Origin of the sequence: Flavobacterium sp. FlaQc-48, assembly GCF_044007335.1 — a bacterium.
In the GTDB taxonomy this organism is placed as follows: domain Bacteria; phylum Bacteroidota; class Bacteroidia; order Flavobacteriales; family Flavobacteriaceae; genus Flavobacterium.
Window position 1 is genome coordinate 16249 of sequence record NZ_JBIPCR010000007.1, and the last position, 26800, is coordinate 43048.

Annotated in this window: 18 protein-coding genes; 14 read left to right on the forward strand and 4 right to left on the reverse strand. The window is 35.5% G+C overall.

What is annotated here, in order from left to right; translation table 11 throughout:
* Window positions 1-197: 197 nt before the first annotated feature.
* From ACHRWY_RS12875 to ACHRWY_RS12890, 4 genes are all read right to left on the reverse strand, one after another.
* The gene (locus tag ACHRWY_RS12875; protein ID WP_395355109.1) at window positions 198-824 is read right to left on the reverse strand and encodes a Crp/Fnr family transcriptional regulator; all 627 of its coding nucleotides are present in this window, start codon (window positions 822-824) and stop codon (window positions 198-200) included.
* A gap of 688 nt (window positions 825-1512) precedes the next feature.
* Window positions 1513-2349, reverse strand: coding sequence for a hypothetical protein (locus ACHRWY_RS12880; protein WP_395355111.1), 837 nt, complete (start codon window positions 2347-2349; stop codon window positions 1513-1515).
* Window positions 2350-2442: 93 nt separating this feature from the next.
* Window positions 2443-2802 carry a VOC family protein gene (locus ACHRWY_RS12885; RefSeq protein WP_395355113.1) on the reverse strand — a complete coding sequence of 120 codons (360 nt, stop codon included), beginning with the start codon at window positions 2800-2802 and terminating at the stop codon, window positions 2443-2445.
* A gap of 241 nt (window positions 2803-3043) precedes the next feature.
* Window positions 3044-5671, reverse strand: a complete 2628-nt coding sequence (locus tag ACHRWY_RS12890; RefSeq protein ID WP_395355115.1) for a glycoside hydrolase family 3 C-terminal domain-containing protein — start codon at window positions 5669-5671, stop codon at window positions 3044-3046.
* 244 nt (window positions 5672-5915) lie between these two features.
* Between ACHRWY_RS12890 and ACHRWY_RS12895 the strand changes: the two genes are divergently transcribed.
* The 14 genes from ACHRWY_RS12895 (at window position 5916) to ACHRWY_RS12960 (ending at window position 26749) form a co-directional block, all read left to right on the forward strand.
* The gene (locus tag ACHRWY_RS12895; RefSeq protein WP_395355117.1) at window positions 5916-6953 is read left to right on the forward strand and encodes a LacI family DNA-binding transcriptional regulator; all 1038 of its coding nucleotides are present in this window, start codon (window positions 5916-5918) and stop codon (window positions 6951-6953) included.
* Between the two features lie 295 nt (window positions 6954-7248).
* Window positions 7249-9414, forward strand: a complete 2166-nt coding sequence (locus tag ACHRWY_RS12900) for an alpha-glucuronidase family glycosyl hydrolase (protein WP_395355119.1) — start codon at window positions 7249-7251, stop codon at window positions 9412-9414.
* A gap of 20 nt (window positions 9415-9434) precedes the next feature.
* On the forward strand, window positions 9435-10172 hold the full coding sequence (locus ACHRWY_RS12905) for an SDR family NAD(P)-dependent oxidoreductase (RefSeq protein WP_395355121.1): 738 nt from the start codon (window positions 9435-9437) through the stop codon (window positions 10170-10172).
* 25 nt (window positions 10173-10197) lie between these two features.
* Window positions 10198-11373, forward strand: a complete 1176-nt coding sequence (uxuA, locus tag ACHRWY_RS12910) for a mannonate dehydratase (RefSeq protein WP_395355368.1) — start codon at window positions 10198-10200, stop codon at window positions 11371-11373.
* A gap of 34 nt (window positions 11374-11407) precedes the next feature.
* Window positions 11408-12526 carry an endo-1,4-beta-xylanase gene (locus ACHRWY_RS12915; protein WP_395355123.1) on the forward strand — a complete coding sequence of 373 codons (1119 nt, stop codon included), beginning with the start codon at window positions 11408-11410 and terminating at the stop codon, window positions 12524-12526.
* A gap of 265 nt (window positions 12527-12791) precedes the next feature.
* Window positions 12792-14225 (forward strand): MFS transporter, encoded by a 1434-nt coding sequence (locus ACHRWY_RS12920; protein WP_395355124.1) that lies wholly within the window; start codon window positions 12792-12794, stop codon window positions 14223-14225.
* A gap of 27 nt (window positions 14226-14252) precedes the next feature.
* Complete coding sequence (locus ACHRWY_RS12925) at window positions 14253-15287, forward strand: glycoside hydrolase family 43 protein (protein ID WP_395355126.1); 1035 nt, start codon at window positions 14253-14255, stop codon at window positions 15285-15287.
* Window positions 15288-15338: 51 nt separating this feature from the next.
* Window positions 15339-16055, forward strand: coding sequence for an NrtR DNA-binding winged helix domain-containing protein (locus ACHRWY_RS12930; RefSeq protein WP_395355128.1), 717 nt, complete (start codon window positions 15339-15341; stop codon window positions 16053-16055).
* A 177-nt stretch (window positions 16056-16232) separates the two neighbouring features.
* Complete coding sequence (locus tag ACHRWY_RS12935; RefSeq protein WP_395355129.1) at window positions 16233-17243, forward strand: GntR family transcriptional regulator; 1011 nt, start codon at window positions 16233-16235, stop codon at window positions 17241-17243.
* 3 nt (window positions 17244-17246) lie between these two features.
* On the forward strand, window positions 17247-18731 hold the full coding sequence (locus ACHRWY_RS12940; protein WP_395355130.1) for a xylulokinase: 1485 nt from the start codon (window positions 17247-17249) through the stop codon (window positions 18729-18731).
* Window positions 18732-18735: 4 nt separating this feature from the next.
* Window positions 18736-20061 carry a xylose isomerase gene (gene xylA / locus ACHRWY_RS12945; RefSeq protein WP_395355131.1) on the forward strand — a complete coding sequence of 442 codons (1326 nt, stop codon included), beginning with the start codon at window positions 18736-18738 and terminating at the stop codon, window positions 20059-20061.
* 459 nt (window positions 20062-20520) lie between these two features.
* Window positions 20521-21177, forward strand: coding sequence for a fructose-6-phosphate aldolase (fsa, locus tag ACHRWY_RS12950; RefSeq protein ID WP_395355133.1), 657 nt, complete (start codon window positions 20521-20523; stop codon window positions 21175-21177).
* A 526-nt stretch (window positions 21178-21703) separates the two neighbouring features.
* Window positions 21704-24793 (forward strand): SusC/RagA family TonB-linked outer membrane protein, encoded by a 3090-nt coding sequence (locus ACHRWY_RS12955; RefSeq protein WP_395355135.1) that lies wholly within the window; start codon window positions 21704-21706, stop codon window positions 24791-24793.
* 12 nt (window positions 24794-24805) lie between these two features.
* Complete coding sequence (locus tag ACHRWY_RS12960; RefSeq protein WP_395355137.1) at window positions 24806-26749, forward strand: RagB/SusD family nutrient uptake outer membrane protein; 1944 nt, start codon at window positions 24806-24808, stop codon at window positions 26747-26749.
* Window positions 26750-26800 lie beyond the last annotated feature (51 nt).

Sequence of the window (26800 nt, forward strand, 5' to 3'; positions counted from 1 at the left end):
ATAAAGTGTATTTAGTGCTGCAAAAGTATAGTTGAAAATTTAACAATTTGGCTTTATAAATACGAAGCAAATTGAAGAAGTAAAATTAAATTGTTAAAATTATTATTTGTAATAATTTGATTTTCAATGTTTTGATAGTGTATGCGAAAAATAAAGAATAAAAAACAGGAATGCAATTATTTGACAATTGTCAAACATTATTTTTCAGATGTGTTACGAATTTGGCTACGAACCCGACTCAGGGTTTCGAGATTAATACCTAAAAAGGAAGCAATATACTTTAAAGGAATGCGTGTTGAAAGATGTTTATACGTTTTTAGAAAATATTCGTATTTTGTTTCGGCTTTACTTAATCTTCCCATTAAAGCTCTAATTTCGGCATCAGAATAGTATTTTTCGTAAAAACGTCGAGCCGTTATATTAAATTCGGGTTCAATATCGTACAAATGCTGTAAGTCTGAGTGCTTCATACCCAGAAGGGACGAATTTTCAATGGCTTCCATATTTTCGTAACTTGGAATTTGTAATATGAAACTATGAATTGAGGCTACCAACTCATTTTCTACTGTAATCCAGGTTGTAATTTCTCTATTAGAATCTTGTACATAACCCCGAATAGCCCCTTTATTCACAAAATAAATCATATCGCAAATCTCTCCCGCCTTATGCAATTTTCGGCCTTTTCTTAGCTCAAGTGGATAGGTGTTTTCGATAAGAAATTTTTGAGAACCCGCACTAATAGGATAAACACTGTTGAACACGTATAAAAGTGTAGCAGCTTCCTCGGGAGTGCTATGGCGTACGTAATGATTCAATTGATTCATAATTGGCTTAAAAACGTTATCGGTTCGTATGGGTTTCTTATTAGGCAAATGTATAATTCTAGTTAAGAAAAGCAACCCAAATGTTAAAAAAAACTTTTAGTTAAATTAGTTGAAATTGCTATCGTAATAAAAGCTGCGGATAATCTTCTTTTAACTAAAAAGCTTAAAAATTCATAAACAAGAAACATCCAGCAATCCACAAAAAAAGGAGTTAAAATATTTTTATTAATACTTTAACTCGTTTATTGTTATTACGAAAAACTAAATTGAACTGCTTTAAAAGTCTTGCCTTCCAATAATGATAATAATCTCTATCCGTTTATCTCCATTGATTTGGTACTAGATAGAAAAAAAACTAAATAAACAGCCGTTTAATGTATTTTAAATCAATGTTTTTCACTCTTGTAGATACAGTATTGATCAATTTTTAAAAACCACTTTGCCACGATTTTGCTAAAAAACTGAAAAAGGTCTAAATCGAAATAATAAGCACCTTGCCTGCCTTAAGTTTTTGTGGCAAAAAAGACAGCATTCTACGAGGAGAAAGTCCTTGCCTGTGAATCAGTCGCACATTCTGGATTTTTCATACACTTTATGCTCATTATTAGATGCTTGAGATTATAGAATTGGAATTATTCTTTTTAAAAAATTATTTTTTAAAGTATAATTTAGCATTTTAAAATGTATATTATTTAGTCAATTGATATCCAATTACTGTTTTATTTAAAGTGGGTACTATCAATAAGTTTTCATTTGCAATATATTCAATGTCGGCAGTAATGATTTTTTCTTTGCTTAAATCCATAATTAGTTTTTTATTCCCTTCTGAATCGATATGAAAAAGCTGTCCTTGCCAGGCTCCGGAAACTATATATCCGTTTTCGCCGTCACTAACAATACCATCTAAATTAGCAATGCCATTAAAAATTTCATGAGACTTTTTAGTCCGTTTGTTTATAGCAAAAGCGGTTTGGTTTTTCATATTCAGCACTAAAACATCATCTTTTGTACACCATAATCCGTTTGGCTTAGAAAGAATATCAGAGTTAAGCCATACTTTTATTTTCCCATTTGATATTTTATAAATCTTATTATCAAAACAATCAGAAATGTAAATATCTCCGTTGGTATCGGATGCTATGTCATTCAAGAATTTGGCAGAATCAACTTTGTATATTTTTTCTATTTTAGCGGTATTGGTATTTATCTGAATCACTCTGTTAATGTCTGCAACGTACAATTTGTTTTTATATAAGCCCATGCCTTGTGGGTTATCTAATCCATCGACCCATTTCAGTAGCTCTATTTCTCCATTTGTTTTAATTCTCGAAATAAATCCATTTCCATCTTTAGCAAGGTATTCACCATTGATATTTGAAATGTAGATAATCTTTTTCGGAGGATCATAAAGTGCCGATTCTGGTTTAAGAAACAAGGAATCCGACTCCCACACTTTTGTGATTTTTTGACTAAAAACGATGACAGGAATTAATCCAACAAATATCAAGAGACTATTTTTTTTCATTATTCGATATTTAAATGGTAGCACTATATTCTGTGGTTACCTTTTGTTATGGAAATTGTTGAAATTTTATTTTGAAAACTAAGGTTGAATCTTCTATTTAGATATTTTAGAATAATCTGTCAATCCCAATTTATTTCCGAACGGGTCTTTGAACTCAACAGAAAGTCCGGTCGTAATCTCGAACGGCTCACTTAAAAACTCAATTCCTTTTTGTTTTAGGTCTTCGTAAGCATCTTTAACATTGTCAACGGTGAACCAAATTGCTGGTTTCGCATTTTGGATAGTGGTGACAATAATTGCAGGTTCATTACTGCCAACTTTAAAAGCAGTCATACCTTTATCAGCAAAGTCAAACTTGATACCAAGCCCAAGCTTGTTTTTATAGAACTCCTTTGCCACGTCAAGATTGTCGACAGGCAGAAAGAAATTATCGTAGTCGTTAATGATGCTCATAATTTTTTGATTTTATTTGTGAAAGGGTATGCCCAGTTTTGTAAATTCTTCCTGTCCCTTTGCGATGATGGAAAAAGTGTTTGTTGGCTTTGATTATCCTTGCAATCTAACTTGTATCGACGAAATGGTCTAAAAGAAGCATTCCAGATTTCTCACCAATATAGTTCGAAACAGGTTTTAACCGGTTTTATTTTTACTAATTTACTGATTTGCTTTGTATTTTTAATTCAAGTTAGCCTTATCATTTTCCGATCTGAATTATTTTAGAAACGATATTACTTTTTGTTTCATTTTTTTCATCTGGCTGAGAACCCCCAACAGCAAGTTTAACTTTCCCGTCATATTGTTTCAAATTTCCTTCGGCAGTAACATACGACAGGTCCTTAGAAGAAAGATTAAAGGTGATTGTTTTGCTTTCGCCTGATTTTAGGTTAAGCCTTTCAAATCCTTTTAACGTTTTTATTGGTGCTTTTACAGCTGAATTTTGGTTTATTACGTATAATTGGGCGACTTCTTCACCTTCAGTTTTACCGGTATTGGTGATTCTTACAGAGACTGAAATATTTTCATTTCTTTTTATTTTCGAAGAAATATTCAATTGATCATATTTGAATGAAGTGTAGCTCAGACCATACCCGAAACCGTAAAGAGGACTTCCCTTGAAATAACGATACGTTTTGTTATCCATGTTGTAATCAACAAAAGCCGGTAAGTCTGAATCGCTACTGTAAAAAGTGACAGGCAACCTTCCGGCAGGATTATAATCTCCAAAAAGAATATCAGCAACTGCAGTTCCTGCTGCCTGACCTCCGTACCATGCATTAAGTACGGCAGGAATATTTTCTGCTTCCCATGGAACGGCAATTGCACTGCCGGTCATCATAACAAAAACAACTGTTTTTCCTGATGTTTTTAGCGCTTTCATCAATTGGGTTTGTACTTCCGGGAGCAGGATAGAGGTGCGGTCGCCTCCCGAGAATCCGGGAAAGTTCACAGGCATTTCTTCTCCTTCAAGCTGCGGAGATATTCCGCCCACAAAAATAAAGGCGTCTGCATCTTTATTACGATCTACTAAGGTTATAAAATTAGTTTTTTCAAAATTTCCGGCATTTAACGCTACGTTTGCTTTTCCTTCTCCCTGCCAGTATTCTAAAACTAAATGATAAACCGTATCCTTTTTGGTCATTAATTTAAATGTTTTTTCTCCCCATCTGTTTTTTTTCCATGCGTTTATTACTTCTTTCCCATCGATTAAAAAACGATATCCATCATCAGCATTGACTTCAAAAGTAACGGAACCATCATGTTCGGCCTTAAAATCAGTGGTATAACGGGCAGAAAAATGGTTTGCTTTAATAGTATTAAAGACAGTTTCGCCTTCCTGCCAAAAGTTATTTATTTCTGATTCTGTTCTTAACGCGGCCGGATTTCCAGACAAATCAACATTGTCATAATATTGTGCTTTAAAACCTTGCTTTCCTTCGTAAGAATATTGATTTTTAAGATCTTTATATACTAATAAAGTGTCATTAGTAAAATTAATGGCTTTTTCATAAATGACTTCTGTGTTTTTACCCAGTTTTTCTTTAATCCCTTGTAAAACAGTTGTCAATTTACTTGGAGTTCCGTTATAATTCCCTAAAATAGAAATTGAATTATCTGCATTAGGCCCCAGAACCACAATCTTTTTTAACTTTTTACTCAATGGCAGGATGTTTTTTTCATTTTTCAGCAGGACTATTGATTGTCTGGCCATTTTTAAGGCGTGATTGCTATGTTCAGTGCTTTCGAGAACAGAATCCGGAGTTTGGGCATATTGTACCATTGAAGCAGGATCAAACATTCCAAGTCTGAAACGGATCATAAAAAGGCGTTTTACAGAAATATCAATTTGGTCTTCACTTATTTTTCCGTTTTTTACAGCCTGAACCAGAGCTTTATAAGCATCTGTGCCACAGTCAATATCTGTACCATGAAAAACAGCATCGGCTGAAGCTGATTCTGCATCGGGATGCGTTTTATGATTCTTAAAAAAGTCGTCAATTGCCCAGCAGTCTGAGGTTACATAGCCATCAAACTTCCATTGGTTACGAAGAATATCCGTCATAAGGATGTCACTGGCACAACAAGGCTGTGTTCTAAAAGCATTGTAAGCGCACATAACTCCGGCCACTTTTGACTCGGTCACTAATTTTTGAAATGCAGGAAGATAGGTATCCCACAGTTCATAAGGAGTTACATCAACATCAAAGGTATGACGCAAAGATTCGGGTCCGCTATGTACGGCATAGTGTTTTGCACAAGCAGCAGCTTTTAAATATTTGGGATCATCTCCCTGAAGCCCCTTCACAAATGAATCACCTAACATACTTGTCAGATAAGGATCCTCACCGTATGTTTCCTGTCCGCGTCCCCAACGTGGGTCACGAAAAATATTAATGTTGGGTGTCCAGTATGTTAATCCCAGATAACGCTCGTTTGTCCGGTTTAGCTTAACGGCCTTGTTGTAAATTGCTCTTCCTTCCAGTGCTGAATAATCAGCCATTTTGTAAAGAGAATTTCTATCAAATGTTGCCGCCATCGCAATTGCCTGAGGATAAACAGTGGTTTTAAAAGGAGTCCGTGCTACACCATGTAATGTTTCATTCCACCAGTCATAAGCTGGTATTCCAAGCCTCGAAATTGCAGGGGAAGAATTCAGCATCTGAGAAACCTTTTCTTCCAGTGTTAAATGTTTTACAAGATCATTTACCCGTTCTTCAAAAGTTAATTTAGGGTTCTGAAATAAAAAATTTGCTGTTTTTTCTTGTCCATAACAATAAGAAGTTATGATCAGCGCGATTATGTAAGTAATTTTTTTGGGTACCATTTGCTTTTTCTTTAGTGATTATTAAAGTACTGAATTTGATTTATTTCTATAATTTAAAAACAACCGATTGTGTAAAGAAATACTATTTTTCTGAAAGTAAAAAATAATGTTTCAAAAATAATTAAAGAAGATTTCGGTGTATCAAAATATTTATGGTGCAAGTGATGCAATAGGCTTAATTTTTAAAGAATCTTCTATTATATCACTAAAATAATTACATTTACTAATTATAGTATTTTAATTTATGGAAGAGCACAAGCATGTAACGATTTATGATATTGCCAAGAAACTGAATCTTGCTACATCAACAATTTCAAGAGCTTTAAAAGATCACCATAGTCTAAGTGATAAGACAATAAAAAAAGTAAAGCAGACTGCCAGAGAAATGGGGTTTGTTCCTAATACTTTAGCGGCTGGTTTGCGTGGTAATAAGTCTAAAACTATCGGTATTTTAATCCCAACAGTTACACAGCCTTTTTTATCCTCTCTAATCAGCGGTATCGAGATTGCAGCCCGTAAATCAGAATATTCGGTTATTATTATGCAGTCGCATGACTCTTATGAGGTCGAAGTAGATCTGGCTAAATCCTTATATAGTAACCGTGTAAGCGGGGTTATCTGTTCTCTGGCAATGGAGACAAAAGATACTTCCCATTTTAAGCAGTTTTCCAATAATAATATTCCGCTTGTATTTGTTGACAGGGTTCCCAGGGATTATGACACTTTTCGGGTTGTAATTAATAATCACCTGGCCGGTTACAAGGCAACTAAACATTTAATAGAACAAGGATGCAAGAGAATAGCCCACTTAACTGCCGGGTCAGAATTTGGCACTCTTTATAATGAAAGAAAAAGAGGTTATATTGATGCCTTACTAGAGCATGATTTGCCTATTGATGAGAATCTAATCATCAGCTTAAAACAAATGACCTATGAAGAAGGGGTAAAGGCCTGTAATCATTTATTTGATCTGAAAGAAGCGCCGGATGGCCTGTTTGCTCCTGGAGATATTCTGGCGGTAAGTGCTGTTCAGACGGCTAAAAAAAGAGGTATTAAAGTACCCGAAGAGTTTGCAGTTATAGGATTTAACAATGACCCAATCTCAGAAATAATTGAACCTAACATTTCGACTATAACCCATCCTGCGGAGAAAATGGGTAAGGCTGCTGCCGAGTTAATTATTAAAAATCTAAAATCTGTCAAAGATGAGGACGAGGATGCAAAAGAAATTACTTTTTTGAATACGCAAGTATTAATTCGTGAGTCCTCAAGGAAAATTTAAGCAGCATTTTTATATCTAAAAAAAACCTGTTAATATAATTTATATTAGCAGGTTTTTTTTTGCCAAATATCCCAATGATCTAAATATTGAAGGATGATTTAATATGCCAAAGCAGTAAGTAAAATATTTTTTTATTTTTTTATTGTATAATTTTTGTATTTTAGCACAACCGATTGCGATTCTTGTAATATTTTTAATAACATATTTTTTTAGTATTTTTTCTACTGATAGGTTTGTTTTAAATAGGAATAAGTGATTTATGTTTAAAATTGAATGCAAAAAAAGATAAAATTAAATGACCAGCCTAAAAAAGACTTTTTTAAGATTAGTAGCACTATTTTTTATGATTTCCTGGACTGCATCAGCACAAAAGGATTATAAATTATGGCTTCAATACGATACGATACAAAACGCTTCAATTGCTTTAGAATACAAAAACAATCTTCAGGGAATTGTTTCTTTGGGACGTTCTCAAACTTCGACTATTTCTATAACTGAATTAGAAAAGGGAATATCGGGTATGCTCGGATATAAACCGGAAATTCGATCAGCAATCAGTGGAGCAAATAATTTAATTGTGGGTTCTCAAACTGCCTTAGATGCTGATTTGAAAAAAGTGCTTGCATCTGATTTCGATAAAATAAACAACGAAGGTTTTATCATTAAATCCATTTCATTAAAAAATAAAAAACAGATTGTCATTACTGGTAAAAATGATGTAGCTGTTTTATATGGTGTTTATAGTTTTTTAAGATTAATACAAACGAATAAATCGGTCACAAGTTTAAAAATTGTTGACTCGCCAAAAACGAATATCAGAATCTTAAACCATTGGGATAATTTAGACAGAACAGTAGAACGCGGTTACGCCGGATTCTCCTTGTGGAATTGGCAAAAACTACCTGATTTTATCGATCAGCGATATATTGATTACGCCCGTGCAAATGCTTCAATAGGAATAAACGGAACGGTTTTGACGAATGTAAATGCAAATGCTTTGATCCTAACGCCACAATATTTAGAAAAAGTGGAAGCGTTGGCGAATGTATTTCGGCCTTACGGAATAAAAGTATATTTAACCGCAAGATTTTCAGCACCAATAGAAATTGGAGGTTTAAAAACAGCCGATCCAAAAGATGTGGCAGTTGCCAATTGGTGGAAAGATAAAGCAAAAGAAATCTATAAAAGAATTCCTGATTTTGGAGGATTTTTGGTAAAAGCCAATTCAGAAGGTCAGCCCGGACCTCAGAATTATGGCCGGGATCATGTCGACGGTGCCAATATGCTGGCCGATGCCGTAGCGCCTTTTGGTGGCGTAATTATGTGGAGGGCATTTGTATATTCTGAGCATGATGCTAATGATCGTGCAAAACAGGCTTATGCTGAATTTCAGCCTTATGACGGAAAATTTAAAGACAACGTAATTGTTCAGGTAAAAAACGGAGCGATAGATTTTCAGCCCAGAGAACCTTTTCATCCATTATTTGGAACAATGAAAAAAACGCCAATAATGATGGAGTTTCAGATTACGCAGGAATATTTGGGTTTTAGCACGCATTTGGTTTATTTACCAAAATTGTTTCAGGAAGTTTTAGCATCAGATACGTATCAAAAGGGTAAAGGGTCTACGGTTGCCAAAGTAATTGACGGATCTTTAAGTCCGCACAAACTTACCGGAATTGCCGGGGTTTCGAACATAGGTAATGATCTCAACTGGACCGGACATCCTTTTGCGCAGGCCAATTGGTACGGCTTTGGGAGATTGGCCTGGGATCCCTATTTAGATTCAGAAGTTATTGCTGACGAATGGTTACAAGCTACATTTTCAAACGATGAAAATTTTATAAAACCGGTTAAACAAATGATGCTGCAATCACGTGAAGCGGTGGTTAATTATATGACACCGCTTGGTTTGCATCATATTATGGACACCGGACATCACTATGGCCCGGGCCCGTGGGTTTCTAATTTATCAAGACCGGAATGGAATCCCACTTATTATCACAAAGCAGATAAAAACGGAATTGGTTTCGACCGATCAAAAACCGGAACAAATGCCACGGCACAATATGCACCAGAAGTAGAAAAAGTTTTTGACAATCCCCAAACTTGTCCTGAACAGGATTTATTATGGTTTCATCATGTTTCGTGGGATTATAAACTCAAAAACGGTCAGACACTCTGGAATGGTATGGCTCTAAAATATCAGGAAGGTGTCAGTCAGGTTCAGGAAATGCAAAATATCTGGAATAAAACTGAAAGATATGTTGATGGCGAACGATTTAAAGAAGTGCAAATGCTATTAGAAATTCAGTATAAAGAAGCAAAATGGTGGCGTGATGCCTGTTTGCTGTATTTTCAGCAATATTCAGGTAAAGAATTGCCTGTAGGAGTGGAGAAGCCAACACAAACATTAGAGTATTTCAAATCATTAAAATTTCCGTTTGCCCCTGGAAATTAATTATATAATAAGAAAATAAAATGAGTACAAAAACAGCCATTGTAACCGGAGGAAATTCGGGTTTGGGTTTTGCAACCGCAAAGAAATTATGTGATAACGGAATCAAGACGTATATCATTGGAAGATCAAAAGAAAAAACAGAAGAAGCCTGTAGGGAAATTGGAGAAAATGCTATTCCGGTTCTATATGATCTAAATGATATCGCCGGAATTCCTGCTATGATTGAAACCATAACTAAAAATAATCAGATTGATATTTTGGTGAATAATGCCGGAATCAATCTAAAAAAAGAATTTCTGGATGTAACTGATGAAGATTTTCTATCGATCATTCATACCAATCTTTTGAGTGTTTTTGCAGTAAGCAGAGAAGTTGTAAAAAACATGAAAGTAAATGGAGGAGGAAGTATCGTAAACATTAGTTCAATGGCATCACAATATGGGATTCCGAAAGTCATTGCATATTCGGCAAGCAAAGGAGCAATAGAATCTATGACAAGGGCGATGGCAGTAGAATTAGCACCGTTTGGTGTTCGTGTAAATTGTATTGCACCTGGTTTTATCAAAACAAAAATGTCTTCTACAGCGCTTGATAATGATCCGGAACGAAAAAATAAAGTACTTTCCAGAACGCCAATGGGATTTTTGGGAGAACCCTCTGATATTGCAGATGCCGTTTATTATTTCGCTTTAAACGAATCAAAATATACAACCGGAACTATTTTGCCTGTCGATGGCGGAAACAGTATTGGTTTCTAATTTTAAATCATCGATCATGATAAAAATGCAGCAAGCAATGCGATGGTTTGGTCCTCAGGACAGCGTTACTTTAATGGATATTAAACAGGCAGGAGCAACCGGAATTGTAACGGCTTTGCATCAAATTCCGGTTGGAGAAATCTGGACTGTTTCAGCGATCAAAGAAAGGCAACAGGTAATAAAACAAGCCGGATTAGAGTGGACAGTCGTAGAAAGTCTTCCGGTCCATGAAGAAATAAAAAGAGCCACCGGAAAGTATTTGCAATACATAGAGAATTATAAAATGAGTATAAAGAATCTTTCAGATTGCGGTATTAAAGTGATTACATATAATTTTATGCCCATTTTAGACTGGGTTCGAACGAATCATAATTTTATTAATGAAGACGGAAGTAAAGCTCTTTTATACGATCAGGTTGCTTTTACCTATTTTGATGTTTATCTTTTAAAAAGACCAAATGCTGAAAATGATTATTCAGAAAGAGAGAAAGAAAATGCGCTGAAATTTGGCAACCAACTTTCGGAAGAAGAGAAAGCATTACTTTTTAAAAATGTATTATTGGGATTACCGGGAAGTAAGATCAATTTTACGGCAGAACAAATTCTGTCATTATTACAGGATTATGCTGATATAGATAATGCGAAACTAAGAGAAAACCTCATTTATTTTTTAACACAAATAGCTCCAATTGCTTCAGAATATGGTGCGAAATTGGCGATCCATCCTGATGATCCGCCATTTTCGGTTTTGGGCTTGCCAAGGATAGTTTCTACCGAAGATGATCTAAAAGCTATTTTTGAAGCAGTTCCATTCAATTTAAATGGTTTGTGTTATTGTACGGGTTCTTTAGGAGCGAATCCGGATAATAATCTGGAGAAAATTATAGCGGATTATGGAGACCGAATTCACTTTTTGCATCTTAGAAATACCTTCCGCGAAAGCAAAACTATTTTCAGGGAGTCAGAACATTTAAAAGGCGATACTAAGATGGAAGTTATTGTAGAAAAGCTTCTGTTGTTAATGAACAAAACAAAAGTAAGTTTACCCATGCGTCCGGATCATGGTTTCCTGCATTCGGTTGATGAAACCAAAGAAACTTATCCTGGATATTCTCTTGTGGGAAGATTAAAAGGTCTTGCTGAATTACGAGGTTTAGAAATGGGAATTGCTTATAAATTAACCCAATTGTCAGCCGAATAGAAAAAAATCTAACTATTAACCTAAAACCATAAAAATGAAATTTACTAATTATTATTTACTGCTGCTGTCTCTGATACTATTAAGCAGTTGTAATGCGAAAAAACAAGAAGTAAAAACAGCCTCTTTGAAAGATAGCTATAAAGATGATTTTTATATCGGGACAGCTTTGAGTGCAGATCAAATCGAGGAAAAAGATGCTAAAGTAGATTCGTTAGTCAAAAAAGAATTTAATGCTATAACAGCAGAAAACATTATGAAGTCGATGTTTGTACATCCTGCTCCAAATAAATATGACTTTAACCTGGCAGATAAATTTGTAGCCTATGGCGAAAAAAACAAGATGTTTATTCATGGTCACACTCTGATCTGGCACAGTCAATTGGCTCCGTGGATGGAAAAAATTAAAGACAGTACAGAGATGAAAGCTTTCATGAAAGAGCATATCACTACAATTGTTACTAAATATAAAGGAAGAATTAATTCCTGGGATGTTGTTAACGAAGCTTTAAACGAAGATGGTACTTTGAGAAAGTCTGTTTTTTTGAATACACTTGGAGAGAGATATCTTGTTGATGCTTTTAAACTAGCTGCTGCTGCAGATCCCAAAGTCGATTTGTATTATAATGATTATAATATCGAAGAACCGGCCAAAAGAGAGGGAGCTATTAAGTTGATAAAAAAAATAAAAGCAGCAGGCGGAAAAATTGACGGCGTTGGTATTCAGGGACATTGGCGACTTGCAAGCCCTTCTTTAGATGAAATCGAAAAAAGTATTCTGGCCTATTCTGAGCTTGGTATTAAAGTGGCGATTACTGAACTTGATATTACAGTGCTTCCAAATCCATGGGATTTAAAAGGAGCAGATGTGAATCAGAATTTTGAAGGAAGTGCAAAAATGAATCCTTATCCGGAAAAACTTCCAGATTCTATTCAGGTTAAACTTGCGGATCGTTATGCTTCAATCTTCAAGCTATTCTTAAAGCATAAAGATAAAATCAGCCGTGTGACATTTTGGGGAGTTCACGACGGACAATCCTGGTTGAATGACTGGCCTATAAAAGGACGTACAAATTATCCATTATTGTTCGATACCAGACTGCAGCCTAAAAAAGCATACAATAGTGTTCTGCAATTAAAAGAAATAAAAGAATAATTTTCGAGGTCAAAACGAGCTGTTTTTTACGAATTGTTTTACAATCGGTTGTTTTTAAAATTATTCTAATAATAAAGCAGAGTATATTTGCATAATATGTTTTTTTAGCTAATTTTACACAACCGATTGTTTGAAATGAAAAGGCTTATTTTAAAACATTAGATCAAATAAAAGGAACCGGCAAAATGATAAAATAAATTCTTATTATTATAAAATCAAAAGTTGTTTTTGATTTTAAATTAACCAAAATAACCACAAACCAATAATGAATTACATTTCTCAAAAATTATCCATTAAAGAAAAAATCGGATACAGCTTAGGCGATCTGGCAGCAAATTTAGTTTTCCAGACCCTAATGACCTATCTGGCTTATTTTTATACGGATATCTACGGATTATCGCCAACCGATTCTTCCATAATAATGCTCGTGGTGGGATTAATTGCAGCCTTTATTTTTAACCCTATTATTGGTGTTTTGGCAGACAGGACGAGTACCAAATGGGGAAAGTTCAGGCCCTGGATTTTAATTACTGCAATACCCTTAGGTTTTATTGCGCTATTAGCTTTTACGACTCCTGATTTTTCTTATCACGGAAAAGTAATATATGCCATCGTCACTTATACTTTATTATTGCTTTTTTATGCCGGTAACAATTTGCCTTATTCCGCTTTAAGCGGAGTCATTACAGGTGATATGCGTGAACGAAATAGTATGTCGTCGTATCGTTTTGTGGCGGTTATGTTTGCACAGTTTTTTGTTCAGGTTTTCATGCTGGGTATCATTAAAAGTGCCGGAAACGGAGATAAAGCGGTGGGGATCGAAAAAGTGATGACCGTACTGGCTATAATAGGAACAATCATGTTGTTAATCACATTTTTAACAACTAAAGAACGTATTATTCCAAAGCCAGAACAAAAGTCAAGTATTAAGGAAGATTTAAACGATTTAAAGAAAAATACGCCATGGCTGATCATGCTTGCTCTTACGACTTTGGTTTTTATAACCCTGGCAATGAAAGGCGGTTCGTATGTGTATTATTTTGAAAACTATGTCAATAAAGAACAGTTGGCTCTTTTTATTCAGCCCATTTTAGAAGTCTTGTCTAATATTGGATTAAATTATTTTGGAAGCGATCCCGTGTCAGCTGGATTTGGATTGTTTAATGCCGGTGGTATTATCTTTATGATTGTCGGAATTACATTGTCTAAAAACCTTGCTGATAAATACGGAAAGCGAAATGTATTCAGATTGTTTTTATTTATTTCGACCCTGTTTGTACTTGCATTTTATTTCTTTCCACCTCAATCCATCAGTTTGATGTTTTTCTCCCAAATCCTGCACGGATTTTTCTACGGAATCACAATTCCAATTCTGTGGGCAATGATTGCAGATGTTGCGGATTACTCAGAATGGCTAAATAATCGTCGTGCCACAGCAATCATATTTTCGGCCATGATGGTGGGTTTAAAAGCGGGTTTGAGTATAGGAGGAGCCTTGACGACTTTGTTTTTAGGATATTTTCATTATGTACCAAACTCCGCAACACAAACAGATATCGCGATAAATGGAATAAAATTATTGGTGAGTATTTTTCCTGCTATTCCATTTTTGGTTGGGGTTGTCTTGTTATTTTTCTATAAAATCAATAAGAAAATGGAAGTAGAAATAGAAACCGATTTAAAAGAAAGAAGAACTTAATTATTTAAAATAAACCTAAAAACAACTATGCCTGAAGATAGTATTGAACAAATTAATTTTGAAGAAATTAATAAATTAGCCATTTCGAAACCTTTAGTATCACATATTTATACGGCTGATCCATCAGCGCATGTATTCAACGGTAATATTTATATTTATCCTTCGCATGATATTGATGCCGGGATTCCATTTAATGATAATGGCGATCATTTTGGTATGGAAGATTATCATGTATTCTCGATGAAAGATATTCAATCAGAAGTGGTAGATAATGGTGTTGCTTTGCATGTAGATGAAGTTGCCTGGGCAGAAAAACAAATGTGGGCACCAGACGCGGCTTGCAAAAATGGAAAGTATTATTTGTATTTCCCGGCGAAACGTGCCAACGGGATTTTCCAGATTGGTGTTGCTGTAAGCGATTCTCCGGTTGGGCCTTTTTTACCGGAACCCGATGCCATAAAAGGAAGTTACAGTATTGATCCGGCTGTTTTCGAGGATGAAGATGGAAAGCATTATATCTATTTTGGCGGAATTTGGGGCGGACAGCTTCAAAAATACCGCGGAAATCAATACAATGAAGATTATGAGGAACCAACGGGTAATGAACCTGCTTTAGGTCCCATTGTTTCCTTATTGAGAGAGGATATGCTGGAGTTTGCCGAAGAACCAAAAGAAATCAAAATTCTGGATGAAAAAGGAGAGGTTTTGTTGGCAGGAGATAATGACCGTCGTTTTTTTGAAGCTTCCTGGGTGCACAAATACAATGATAAATATTACTTCTCGTATTCTACCGGAGACACTCATTTTATTTGCTATGCGACAGGCGATAATCCATACGGGCCATTTACCTATCAGGGACGAATCCTGAATCCTGTTGTAGGGTGGACTTCACATCATTCGATTTGTAAGGTGGATAATGATTGGTATCTATTTTACCACGATTCAAGTTTGTCAAAAGGAGTAACGCATTTAAGAAGTATGAAAATGACTAAAATTGATTATCTCGAAGATGGTACAATTGTAACTATAGATCCTTATGGTATAAGGAGAGTGATCGATTAAGATTTCAGTTTATTGTGAAGATAATAGTAATATGCTAAAATTTTTTTTTCTATGGAAAGGGGAGATGAAAAAGGAAAAAATAGTACCAGCCAATATAGCAGAAGCCCAATAGAAATTGATTGTGTAATCTTTAATTTTGAAGGTGAAAGTCTGAAAGTCTTGCTGGTCAAGCATAAAGACGGTCAGGGAAATTTAAACTTTGAACTCGCTAATGATTACATAAAAGAAGGGGAAACCATTTCGAGTACCGCACAAAATATTTTAAAAAAGTATATTGGTATTGATAATTTCTTTTTCGAACAATTGAAAGCTTTTGGTTATCCGTCTCCATCATCCTCTCAGGAAGACATTTCTATAGGATATTATGCGATGGTAAAAAAAGATATCGAAGAAGACGTAGAAAAGGATAGTTTTAACCCGAATGTTGCATGGATTGGTATTAACGAAATTGCTGGTTTAAGCGATAAACACAAAGTAATTTTAGATTATAGTTTGAAAGAATTGCGAAAGAATATTTGCAAAAGTGCCATTGGATTTAATTTATTACCGGAGAAATTTACTTTATTACAAGTCATACATCTTTATGAAGAAATCCTCGGAATAGAAATCAATAAATCTAATTTTCGAAGAAAGATACTGCAAATGGATTTAGTGCATGATTCAAATGAAAAAGAAGAAGCTGTTTCGCACAGGGCTGCTAAATTTTACAGGATCAATTTAAAACAGCAAGAAATGCTATCGCAAAGAGAACTTAATTTTAATTTTTAAAGAACTGATGAAGATGAACTTAGATTTAACGTTTAATTGATATTTTGAGCGATAAAGGGAATGCCGGGGATGTTTTTATAATTTTTTTAATAAGATAGAAAAGCTAACATTTTTATTATAAAAGGTGTTTTTTTATAAAAGATGTTTGCTTATATTAGCATACCAGAACAGAACAGTATGATAAGCGAAAATATAGAGAGATTTGTCTTTACCATAAATCACGAAAGTGACATTCCGAAATACCAGCAATTGGTCAATGGAATCAATAATGCCATTGCAGAAAATATTTTGCAGAAAGGAGATTTGCTGCCGTCAGTAAATAGTATTTGCAAAACGAATCAGTTGTCGAGAGATACGGTTTTTAAAGCATATTCTATTTTAAAAGACCAAAACAGCATTGATTCTGTGCCCAACAAAGGCTATTATGTATCGGGCGAAACCAGAAAAGTGCTTTTGGTATTGGATACTTTTAAGGCGTATAAAGAGGTTTTGTACCATTCGTTTGTGAACAATTTGGGAGATAATGTGATTACGGATGTACAGTTTCATCATTATAATATTGATGTTTTTAAAACGATCATAAATAATAGCGTTGGGAAGTATTATAAATATGTGGTGATGAATTTTGATCACAAAGAGGTGTCGCCCACTTTGTCTGTAATTGCAAATGAAAAGCTGTTGCTCATTGATTGGAATACTCATACGAAGAAGCAAAATAATTATGTTTTTCAGGATTTCGGGAAAGCTTTTTATAAGGCTTTGGAAGAGGCGGCCGATTTGTTTAGAAAGTATAAAAACATACAGTTTATTTATCCGGATTATACGAATCATCCGAAAGAAACACTGGATTTTTTTAAGAGGTTTTGTACCGATTTTAAATTTGAATATGAAGTTATTACAGATGCAAAGAAGTTCAATATCGAAAAAGGAATTGCATATATCAGTGTGAGCGATCGAATTCTGGGACACTTTCTGGAACAATGCAAAGAGAAAGATTTAGAGCCCGGAACAGATGTTGGTTTTTTGTCTTACAACGAAACACCAATGAAGAAATTTATATACAAAGGCATTTCAGTTATTTCGACTGATTTCAAGGAATTGGGAACAAAAGCGGCAGGATTTATCACGAACGATGAGGTAGTTCAGTGTTATGTGCCAACAAGTTTAATAATAAGAGAATCATTATAAGTTATGTATTATATAGGATATGATATTGGAAGTTCTTCGGTCAAGGTTGCTTTGGTCGAAGCCGAAACAGGAAAAAAAATAATCGTTTTGCACGAACCGCAAAACGAAATGGAAATCGTGGCATTGCATCCGGATTGGGCAGAACAGGATCCTGAAATCTGGTGGCAGCACATTTGTGTGGCAACCAAAAGAGCCATTCGCGAAGCTAATATCGAAGCTTCAAAAATTCAGGGAATCGGAATTTCATACCAAATGCACGGATTGGTGATTGTAGATAAAGACGGAAATGCACTTCGAAATTCTATTATTTGGTGTGACAGCCGTGCCGTTGAAATTGGCAATACCGCTTTCGCCGAAATAGGACAGGAAAAATGTATGGAGCATTTATTGAATTCTCCGGGAAATTTTACCGCATCAAAACTAAAATGGGTTAAGGAAAACGAACCTGAAATTTACAATCAGGTGTACAAATACATGCTGCCTGGAGATTATATCGCCTATAAATTGACGGGAGAAATCACCACCACAAAAAATGGTTTGTCTGAAGGTATGCTTTGGGATTATAAAGAGAACAAAGTAGCTGACTGGCTGTTGGATTATTACGGGATTGATTCCTCATTAACGCCTGATATTGTAGAAAATTTTACCAGTCAGGGTATATTAAACGAAAAAGGAGCAAAAGAAACAGGATTGCCAATAGGTATTCCGGTGGTGTACAGAGCGGGAGATCAGCCCAATAATGCCTTATCGTTAAACGTATTGAATCCGGGAGAAGTGGCTGCAACAGGCGGAACTTCGGGTGTTTTTTATGCAGTTGGAGAAATGTCTTCAGGAAAAAGTACAAGGGTAAACAATTTCGTGCACGTGAATTACGAATTAGAAACACCACGAATTGGTAAATTATTAAACATCAACGGAGCCGGAATTCAGTATCGATGGCTGCGAAATAATATGGGCGATGAAACCTATGAATCAATGAACCGAAAAGCATCGAAAATTGGAGTTGGTTCAGATGGAGTAGTGGTGATCCCGTTTGGAAATGGTGCTGAACGTATGTTTAATAATAAAAACATTGGAACGCACTTTTTGAACCTGAATTTAAATATTCATAATAATGCACATTTGTTCAGAGCTGCCCTGGAAGGGATTGCTTTTTCGTTTGTGTACGGAATGGAATGTTTAAAAGAGGATAATGCCACAATAAATGTGATTAGAGCGGGGAATGATAATTTATTTCGTTCAGAGATTTTCTCTAATACGGTTGCAACATTAATTGGGCATGAAATCGAAATTTACAATACAACAGGAGCCGTAGGAGCAGCAAGAGCTGTAGGTTTAAAAGATGGTGATTACAATAAATTTGGTTCAAGCATCACCACCAACGATCACGTTATGACTTTTTTACCTCTTAAAAATGCAGAACCCTACGAGAAGGCGTATCAAAAATGGAAACAAGAATTAGAATTTATATTAACACATAAAAAATAAAAAAATGATAGTTTTAGGCAATAAAGAATACTACAAAGGTATTGGTCAGATTAAATTTGAAGGAAAGGATTCTGATAATCCATTAGCATTTAAATATTACAATCCGGATCAGGTTGTAGCAGGAAAAACCATGCGCGAACACTTTAGATTCGCCATCGCATACTGGCATACCTTCTGCGGACAAGGAAGCGATCCTTTTGGTCCGGGAACACAAAAATTTGCATGGGATCAATCCTCAGACCCAATTCAGGCAGCGAAAGATAAAGCCGATGCCGCTTTTGAATTTATCAGCAAAATGGGCTTTGATTATTTCTGTTTTCACGATTATGATTTAATTGCTGAAGGGCCAACTTTTGCCGAATCAGAAAGACGTTTGGCAACGATTACAGAATATTTAAAAGAGAAAAAAGCAGCGTCAGGAATTAAATTGCTTTGGGGAACTTCAAATTGTTTCTCCAACCCAAGATTCATGAACGGAGCTGCCACAAATCCTGATTTTAATGTAGTAGCAAGAGCAGGAGGACAAGTAAAACTGGCTCTGGATGCGACAATTGCTTTAGACGGAGAAAACTATGTGTTCTGGGGCGGACGTGAAGGATATATGTCTTTGCTAAACACTGATATGGGAAGAGAATTAGACCATATGGCACAATTCCTGACGATGTCAAGAGATTACGCAAGATCACAAGGTTTTAAAGGAACTTTCTTTATTGAGCCAAAACCAATGGAACCCTCAAAACACCAATACGATTTTGACTCGGCAACAGCCATTGGGTTTTTAAAAGAGTACGGTTTAGATAAAGATTTCAAAATCAATATCGAAGTCAACCATGCAACATTGGCACAGCATACTTTTCAGCATGAATTAGAAGTAGCCGCAAAAGCCGGAATGTTAGGAAGTATCGATGCCAATAGAGGAGATTATCAAAATGGCTGGGATACAGACCAGTTCCCGAACAACATTCAGGAAACTACAGAAGCCATGTTGGTATTCCTGAAAGCAGGAGGATTACAAGGCGGAGGAGTGAACTTCGATGCTAAAATCAGAAGAAATTCAACAGATTTGGAGGATGTTTTCCTGGCGCATATTGGCGGAGCTGATACTTTTGCAAGAGCATTATTGACGGCTGATAAAATCATTACTTCTTCTCCTTACGAAAAACTGAGAAAAGAAAGATACAGCTCATTTGATTCCGGAAAAGGAAAAGATTTTGCTGACGGAAAATTAAACCTGAAGGATTTGTACGCGATCGCAAATGAAAATGGAGAATTAAATCTTCAAAGTGGAAAACAAGAATTGTTTGAAAATATTATTAATCAGTATATCTAGCACAAGAAGACCTAACAGGTTTTTAAAACCTGTTAGGTCTTGTTTTTTTAAAGAGTAAGCAAAAATCATCACTAAGAAATTATTATATTGATGTGATAGCTATAGAAAGTGAATCTCTTTAATCCTTTTTTAAAAGATATTATTTTTTCTTGAGATCAAAACTATGAGAATGTGTATTAAGATTGTGATTGAATTTTAAACGTATGAATTCTGGAATAGATTAGGGTTAGTTACTATTTTTTTAATTCAGAAATTTAAAACAAAGTCATTTTAATAAAATAAGGAATAGGTTATTTTTATTAATGTTTTTTGAAGAATAAAATCGAGATACACATTTTTGCTTACTACCCTACAGGAAATCTTTGTAAAAGTCTTAAGCTTTGACAAAGATAATTATGCATATTCTTAGTTTTCAACTACTAAACTTTACTACTAACCAATAAACTTAAATTAACCAATATGAAATTTTTTATTGATACCGCTAATTTAGAAGATATTAAAGAAGCTCAGGCCTTAGGCGTTCTGGATGGCGTTACGACGAATCCGTCCTTAATGGCTAAAGAAGGCATAACCGGAAAAGACAATATTTTAAAACATTACTTAGACATTTGTACTATTGTAGATGGCGATGTTTCAGCAGAAGTAATTTCGACAGATTTTGAAGGAATGATCAGAGAAGGTGAAGAATTGGCAGCTTTGCATCCGCAGATCGTGGTCAAATTACCTATGATTGCAGATGGTGTAAAAGCCTGTAAATATTTCTCTTCTAAAGGCATCAGAACCAATGTTACCTTAGTATTCTCGGCAGGGCAAGCTTTGTTAGCGGCAAAAGCCGGAGCAACGTATGTATCGCCTTTTCTGGGAAGACTGGATGATATTTCGACAGACGGCATGCATTTAATTGCTGAAATCAGAGAAATTTATGACAACTATGATTATCAGACCCAAATACTTTCAGCCTCCATCAGGCATACCATGCATATTGTAAACTGTGCAAAAGTAGGATCAGATGTAATGACAGGACCGCTTTCTGCGATTAAGGGATTGTTGAAACATCCTTTGACAGACATTGGTTTAAACCAATTTATCGAAGATGCCAAAAAGATGAAATTATAAATTTATAATAATGAGTACTGTATCGTTTTTTACAGTGAAATATTATAATAAAGAAGCCTTAAAAACCTCCTTTCAATACAATTTTGAAAGGAGGTTTTTTGTAATACAGGAACAACCGATTGCTTATTGGGTTTAATTTTATAATTATTTTTAAGAACGTCGCTTATTTGTTATGTTATTTTTTAAGCAACCAGTTGTATTTTTCTGCTTTTTAACAATACTTATATTTCAATAATGACCATTTTCTGCGCATAATAGGTTTTTTGTTTTTTTTATGATTTTTTTAATAAACAGTAACTAACGTCTTTAACTTTTTAAATTTTTGTTTAAAACAAGTCTATTGTATGTGAATAATTTATTTTTTTAGTACTAAAAATATAGAGAATGTTTTTTATGGCAATCTTTTTTTAGTAATTCGTAAATAAAAACATAAACAACCGATTGTGTATTAATTGTTTTTTTTATATTTGTTACTAATACACTTATTAACTAACCAAAAAAAAATTAACTATCTAAATCAATTTTTATGACTAACTTTTTTGTTACAAGTAAATTGAAGCATCAAAAATGCTTTTATTTTTTGATCTTAATGTTTGCGCTGTCGCTCCATTCGGGTGCACAGACAAAAGTTACCGGAACCGTATCAGATGCCAATGGTCCAATTCCTGGTGCTAATGTAAATTTGAAAGGAACAAAAACTGGGGTAAGTACCGGTTTTGACGGTACTTATTCTATCGATGCGCCTTCTAATGGTATTCTTGTTTTTAGTTTTATAGGTTTAAAAAACAAAGAAATAGCCTTAAACGGACAAACTCAGGTGAGTGTAAAACTAGAAGAAGATGCGGGTATTCTAAAAGAAGTAGTTGTTATTGGATATGGAACGCAAAGAAAAGAGGCCGTAACAGGATCTGTAGCATCTATTGGAGGAAGCGAATTGAATGAAGTACCGGCTGCCAACGTAACTCAGGCACTGCAAGGAAGACTTGCGGGTGTAGATTTAACGCAGACTTCGACAAAACCGGGAGCTGCTATGCAAATTCGTATACGTGGTACCAGATCTTTAACCGGAAGTAATGACCCATTAATCGTTTTAGACGGAGTTCCGTTTGCAGGTTCTATCGGAGATATAAATCCTGTAGATATCAAATCTGTAGACGTTTTAAAAGATGCATCGGCAACAGCAATTTATGGTTCGCGTGGTGCAAACGGGGTAATATTAATTACAAGTAATAAAGGACGTAAAAATCAAAAAGCGACATTTACTTATAACGGGTTCAGTGGTATCAAACAGGTTTTTGGTAAATACGATATGATGGATGGTGCCAAATTTGCGGCACTTCGCGATTATTCCACTTTATATACAGATGGTATTGATGAATCAAGAGATACCAATACAGACTGGCAGAAGTCGCTTTACGGCGCTGGTGAAATGGTTAGTCATGACTTAAGTGTTTCCGGGGGTACGGAGCGTGGAGCATATAATGCAGGTTTGGGTTATTATAAAGAAGAATCTGTTTTGCCTGGCCAGAAATACGAGCGTTACAGTATTAGAGCAGGTTTAGATCAGCAGTTAGGTGGAGCTTTTCGTATGGGATTTAATACCAATAGTAACTATGCTGTTACTAACGGAGATAACATAGGTACAGGAACAGTTTTAGGTACTTCTCCGTTAGCCAATCCTTACAATCCTGATGGATCCCTGAAAAGAACCGTTAGAATGGGAGCAGATGAAAACTGGGTGTATACCAGAGAATCCATTAATAATTTAGGAGAATCGTATGTAAACCAAACCAGAGCTTTTAGTTCATATAATAATATTTTTGCCGAGGTAAAAATACCGGGAGTCGAAGGCTTGAAATATCGTATGAATACCGGTTTAAATTTACGTTTGTCTAACAGCGGTTATTATGAAGGACAAGGAGTATTTGATGTAAATTCTACTACTATTTCTAATGCCTCTATCAGCAATACATTATCGACACAATGGCTTATCGAAAATCTGATCACATACGATAAAACTTTTGCTGAAAAACATACTGTAAATTTTGTTGGATTATATTCGAATGAGCAGTTTACAGGAAATACTTCTCAAGTGTCAAGAAACGGAATTACTTCGGATGCATTTCAGTTTTATAACTTAGGCCAGAGTGAAGAAGAAGCAGTAATAAACCCTGCCAATCAGGATTACACGCAATGGGGATTAAGTTCTTATATGGCCAGAGCGATGTATTCATACGACAATAAATATTTTATTTCCGGAACAATACGTTCAGATGGTTCATCAAGATTAGCCAAAGGGAACAAATGGGTAACATATCCCGCTGTTTCTGCAGGATGGACAATTTCAAATGAATCTTTTATGAAAAAAGTTTCATGGGTTAATTTAGTGAAGTTACGCGCAGGATACGGAGAAACATCCAATCAGGCCGTAGATCCATACCAAACTTTGGGAGCTTTAAGTACAAGGCCATATAATTTTGGAACAACAAATTCCACCGGTGTATATGTTACAACATTGCCTAATCCGGATTTAGGATGGGAATATTCAACCACATGGAATTACGGATTGGATTTTGCATTTTTGAACAATCGTTTGTCAGGAACAATCGAATATTATAAAACAAATACAAAAGATTTGCTGCAAAGAGTAAATCTTCCGGCAACAGCAGGAGTTAGCAGTTATGTTGGCAATGTTGGTGAAACTGAAAACAAAGGTTATGAAATAGCTTTAAACGGAGTTATCCTTGATAATCCAAAAGGGTTGAGCTGGAGCGTTGGGGTTAATTTATATGCCAATCAAAACAAGTTAGTAAAACTGGCTTCGGGAGCACAAAGAGACGAGTCAAATTCCTGGTTTGTAGGTTATAATATCAATTCTATTTATGATTACGAAAAAGTAGGTATATGGCAGGAAGGTGATCCGTATATGTCTACATTAGAACCGGGACCAACGGGTATCAACCAACAGGGAACCGTAGTAGGATCTATCAAAGTTAAATATACAGGAGATTTTAATCCTGATGGTACACCTACACGAGCTATTAACGCAAGTGACAGACAAATAATCGAAACAGACCCGGATTTTCAGGGAGGTTTCAATACCAATCTAACCTATAAAGGTTTCGATTTTTCTGCTGTTGGAGCATTCAAAAGCGGCGGTGTATTAATCAGTACACTTTATGGCGGTAATAGTTACTTAAACCTTTTAAATGGCCGAAGAAGTAATGTTGATGTAGATTATTGGACACCGGAAAACAGAGACGCTGAATTCCCTAATCCAAGAGGAATTAGAAGCGGGGATAACCCAAAATACATGTCAACAATGGGGTATTTTGATGCCTCTTACGTAAAAATCAGAGCTTTAACACTTGGGTATACTTTAGATCAGGAATTTATGAGAAATTTAGGTATCGAAAAACTGAGACTTTATTTTACGGCTCAAAATCCTTTTGTATTCTTTTCTCCTTACAACAGAAAATCTGGAATGGATCCTGAAACAAATTCTTTTGGAGATGAAAATCAGGCAGTAAATTCATACCAACGCAGGTTTTTGGTTATTGGAACAAATACACCTTCAACCAGAAACTTTTTATTCGGACTTAATTTAACATTTTAATCAAGAAGAACCATGAAACGACATATTTTTAAAAATTTAATTATAGGATCAGTAGTTTTGTTCTCCTTTGCGGGCTGCTCTGATATTTTGGAAGAAAAACCACATGATTTTTATGAGCCTGGTTATTTTAAAACGGAACAGGGAGTTTTACAGGGATTAACCTCGCATTATGCACATTTGCGCTGGATATACGGACAGGCGTATTATTACAATTCTGTTCAGACCGGTACAGATGAAAATACATATGGTCAGCAAGCCGACGGAAATTTTAAAGATCATGATTTATCAGGAGTTGGTGTTATAAATGCCACCTCGAGCAGAGCCGATGTTGTATGGAATAATTCATATAACGATATCAATACAGCAAGCGGAATTATTGAAAATGCGGCTGCAGTAGGCATAGCAAATAGTCTAATTGCGGAATCTAAATTCTTCAGAGCTTTTGATTATTTCTTATTAGTACAGACCTTTGGAGGAGTGCCTTTAGATTTAGGTGCTGGCGAACTAAAATTTAACAGTAAGCCGTCGCGATCTTCAAAACGAAATACGGTAACTGAGGTGTATACTAAGGCTATTTTTCCAGATTTAGTGGCAGCAGTAAATGAATTACCCGATGCTCCCAGATTAACGGGTACTGCAACTAAAACTTTAGCCCGCTTAATGCTGTCAAAAGCGTACCTGACATACGGATGGTGGTTAGAAAATCCAAAAAATATACCAACGTATCCTGAAACTCCAAGAACAGATCCTGATGGACACAATGCACAGTGGTATTTTCAACAGGCTTATAATTTAGCTTTAGAGGGGATAAATAATCCCGGATCATATGCATTATTGCCCTATTACTATGACGTAAATTTAGGATCTAATGACCGTAATAAAGAATTAATGCTTTACGCAGACCATACAGAGGAAAGCGAATATTATAACGGTGCAAGCCTTACTTACGGAAGCGGAGGTTCACCGGATAATTTTGCAGGCTGGATGGGAACATTTAACTATACAGCTATTAGAAGTAAAAATGCTGCCGGAGCTTCAGTTTCTACAGTACAGCGTGCAGCTGATCAGTTTCTGGGCCGTCCATGGGTAAGAATGGTACCGCCAATTGAAATCTTCACCAAAACGTTTGCTGATAAAACAAATGATTCAAGATATGATGGAACCTTTGCAGCTGTTTACCATGGAAATTGGAACTTGATTGGAACTGGATTAACCGATGTTCCAACATTGTATAATGCCAATGGATTACCAGTAAAGCCAGGGGATGCTATTATCACTTTTCTTAACGACGAACCGTCTACACCTATTGTATATCCTTCGGGAGCAGGCGATAATGGTATAGGTGCAGGGGTTTTACCAGGCAGGGCTGATTATGTAATTTCTCCGTTAGGAATAAGCCGAATAGTATATCCGGGTTTATGGAAATTAGGACCATATCGTACCGATAATGCCGGAGGATTAGGACAGCCTAATGCCGGGAGCACCAGACCATTTCCGGTGGCTAAATTTTCAGAACTTTATTTTGTAGCTGCAGAAGCTGCAGTAAAGGGAGCTACTGGTTCTATGACGGCCAGAGATCTTATAAATGTAATAAGAGCACGTGCAGGGAAATGGCGTTGGGATAATAACCGTAAAGTAGCAAAAAGTGCAGATAACAGTGCCTTGCTGACAAGTACAACTCCTGCTATAATTGACATTAATTATATTTTAGCAGAACGTTCACGCGAATATTATGGTGAAGGTTATCGCTGGTATGATTTAGTAAGAACTCAAAAGTGGAACGAACTTGCGGGAACCTATTCAATAGGAGGATCAAATTACGGTCAGCATACACCACAGGTCGTTACAAGAACGATAGAACCGCATCATTATTTGCGACCAATACCGCAAGGCCAGTTAGATGGTATGGAAATGTCAGATGCTGATAAGAAAACGTACCAAAATCCAGGCTATTAATATTATACTAGAAGCAAATTTTACCGCAATTGTAAGTGTTGATTTTACAGA

Coding starts and splice junctions, on each gene's coding strand:
- ACHRWY_RS12875 (WP_395355109.1), bottom strand. CDS start 824: ATGAATCAATTGAATCATTACGTACGCCATAGCACTCCCGAGGAAGCT.
- ACHRWY_RS12880 (WP_395355111.1), bottom strand. CDS start 2,349: ATGAAAAAAAATAGTCTCTTGATATTTGTTGGATTAATTCCTGTCATC.
- ACHRWY_RS12885 (WP_395355113.1), bottom strand. CDS start 2,802: ATGAGCATCATTAACGACTACGATAATTTCTTTCTGCCTGTCGACAAT.
- ACHRWY_RS12890 (WP_395355115.1), bottom strand. CDS start 5,671: ATGGTACCCAAAAAAATTACTTACATAATCGCGCTGATCATAACTTCT.
- ACHRWY_RS12895 (WP_395355117.1), top strand. CDS start 5,916: ATGGAAGAGCACAAGCATGTAACGATTTATGATATTGCCAAGAAACTG.
- ACHRWY_RS12900 (WP_395355119.1), top strand. CDS start 7,249: ATGACCAGCCTAAAAAAGACTTTTTTAAGATTAGTAGCACTATTTTTT.
- ACHRWY_RS12905 (WP_395355121.1), top strand. CDS start 9,435: ATGAGTACAAAAACAGCCATTGTAACCGGAGGAAATTCGGGTTTGGGT.
- uxuA (WP_395355368.1), top strand. CDS start 10,198: ATGCAGCAAGCAATGCGATGGTTTGGTCCTCAGGACAGCGTTACTTTA.
- ACHRWY_RS12915 (WP_395355123.1), top strand. CDS start 11,408: ATGAAATTTACTAATTATTATTTACTGCTGCTGTCTCTGATACTATTA.
- ACHRWY_RS12920 (WP_395355124.1), top strand. CDS start 12,792: ATGAATTACATTTCTCAAAAATTATCCATTAAAGAAAAAATCGGATAC.
- ACHRWY_RS12925 (WP_395355126.1), top strand. CDS start 14,253: ATGCCTGAAGATAGTATTGAACAAATTAATTTTGAAGAAATTAATAAA.
- ACHRWY_RS12930 (WP_395355128.1), top strand. CDS start 15,339: ATGGAAAGGGGAGATGAAAAAGGAAAAAATAGTACCAGCCAATATAGC.
- ACHRWY_RS12935 (WP_395355129.1), top strand. CDS start 16,233: ATGATAAGCGAAAATATAGAGAGATTTGTCTTTACCATAAATCACGAA.
- ACHRWY_RS12940 (WP_395355130.1), top strand. CDS start 17,247: ATGTATTATATAGGATATGATATTGGAAGTTCTTCGGTCAAGGTTGCT.
- xylA (WP_395355131.1), top strand. CDS start 18,736: ATGATAGTTTTAGGCAATAAAGAATACTACAAAGGTATTGGTCAGATT.
- fsa (WP_395355133.1), top strand. CDS start 20,521: ATGAAATTTTTTATTGATACCGCTAATTTAGAAGATATTAAAGAAGCT.
- ACHRWY_RS12955 (WP_395355135.1), top strand. CDS start 21,704: ATGACTAACTTTTTTGTTACAAGTAAATTGAAGCATCAAAAATGCTTT.
- ACHRWY_RS12960 (WP_395355137.1), top strand. CDS start 24,806: ATGAAACGACATATTTTTAAAAATTTAATTATAGGATCAGTAGTTTTG.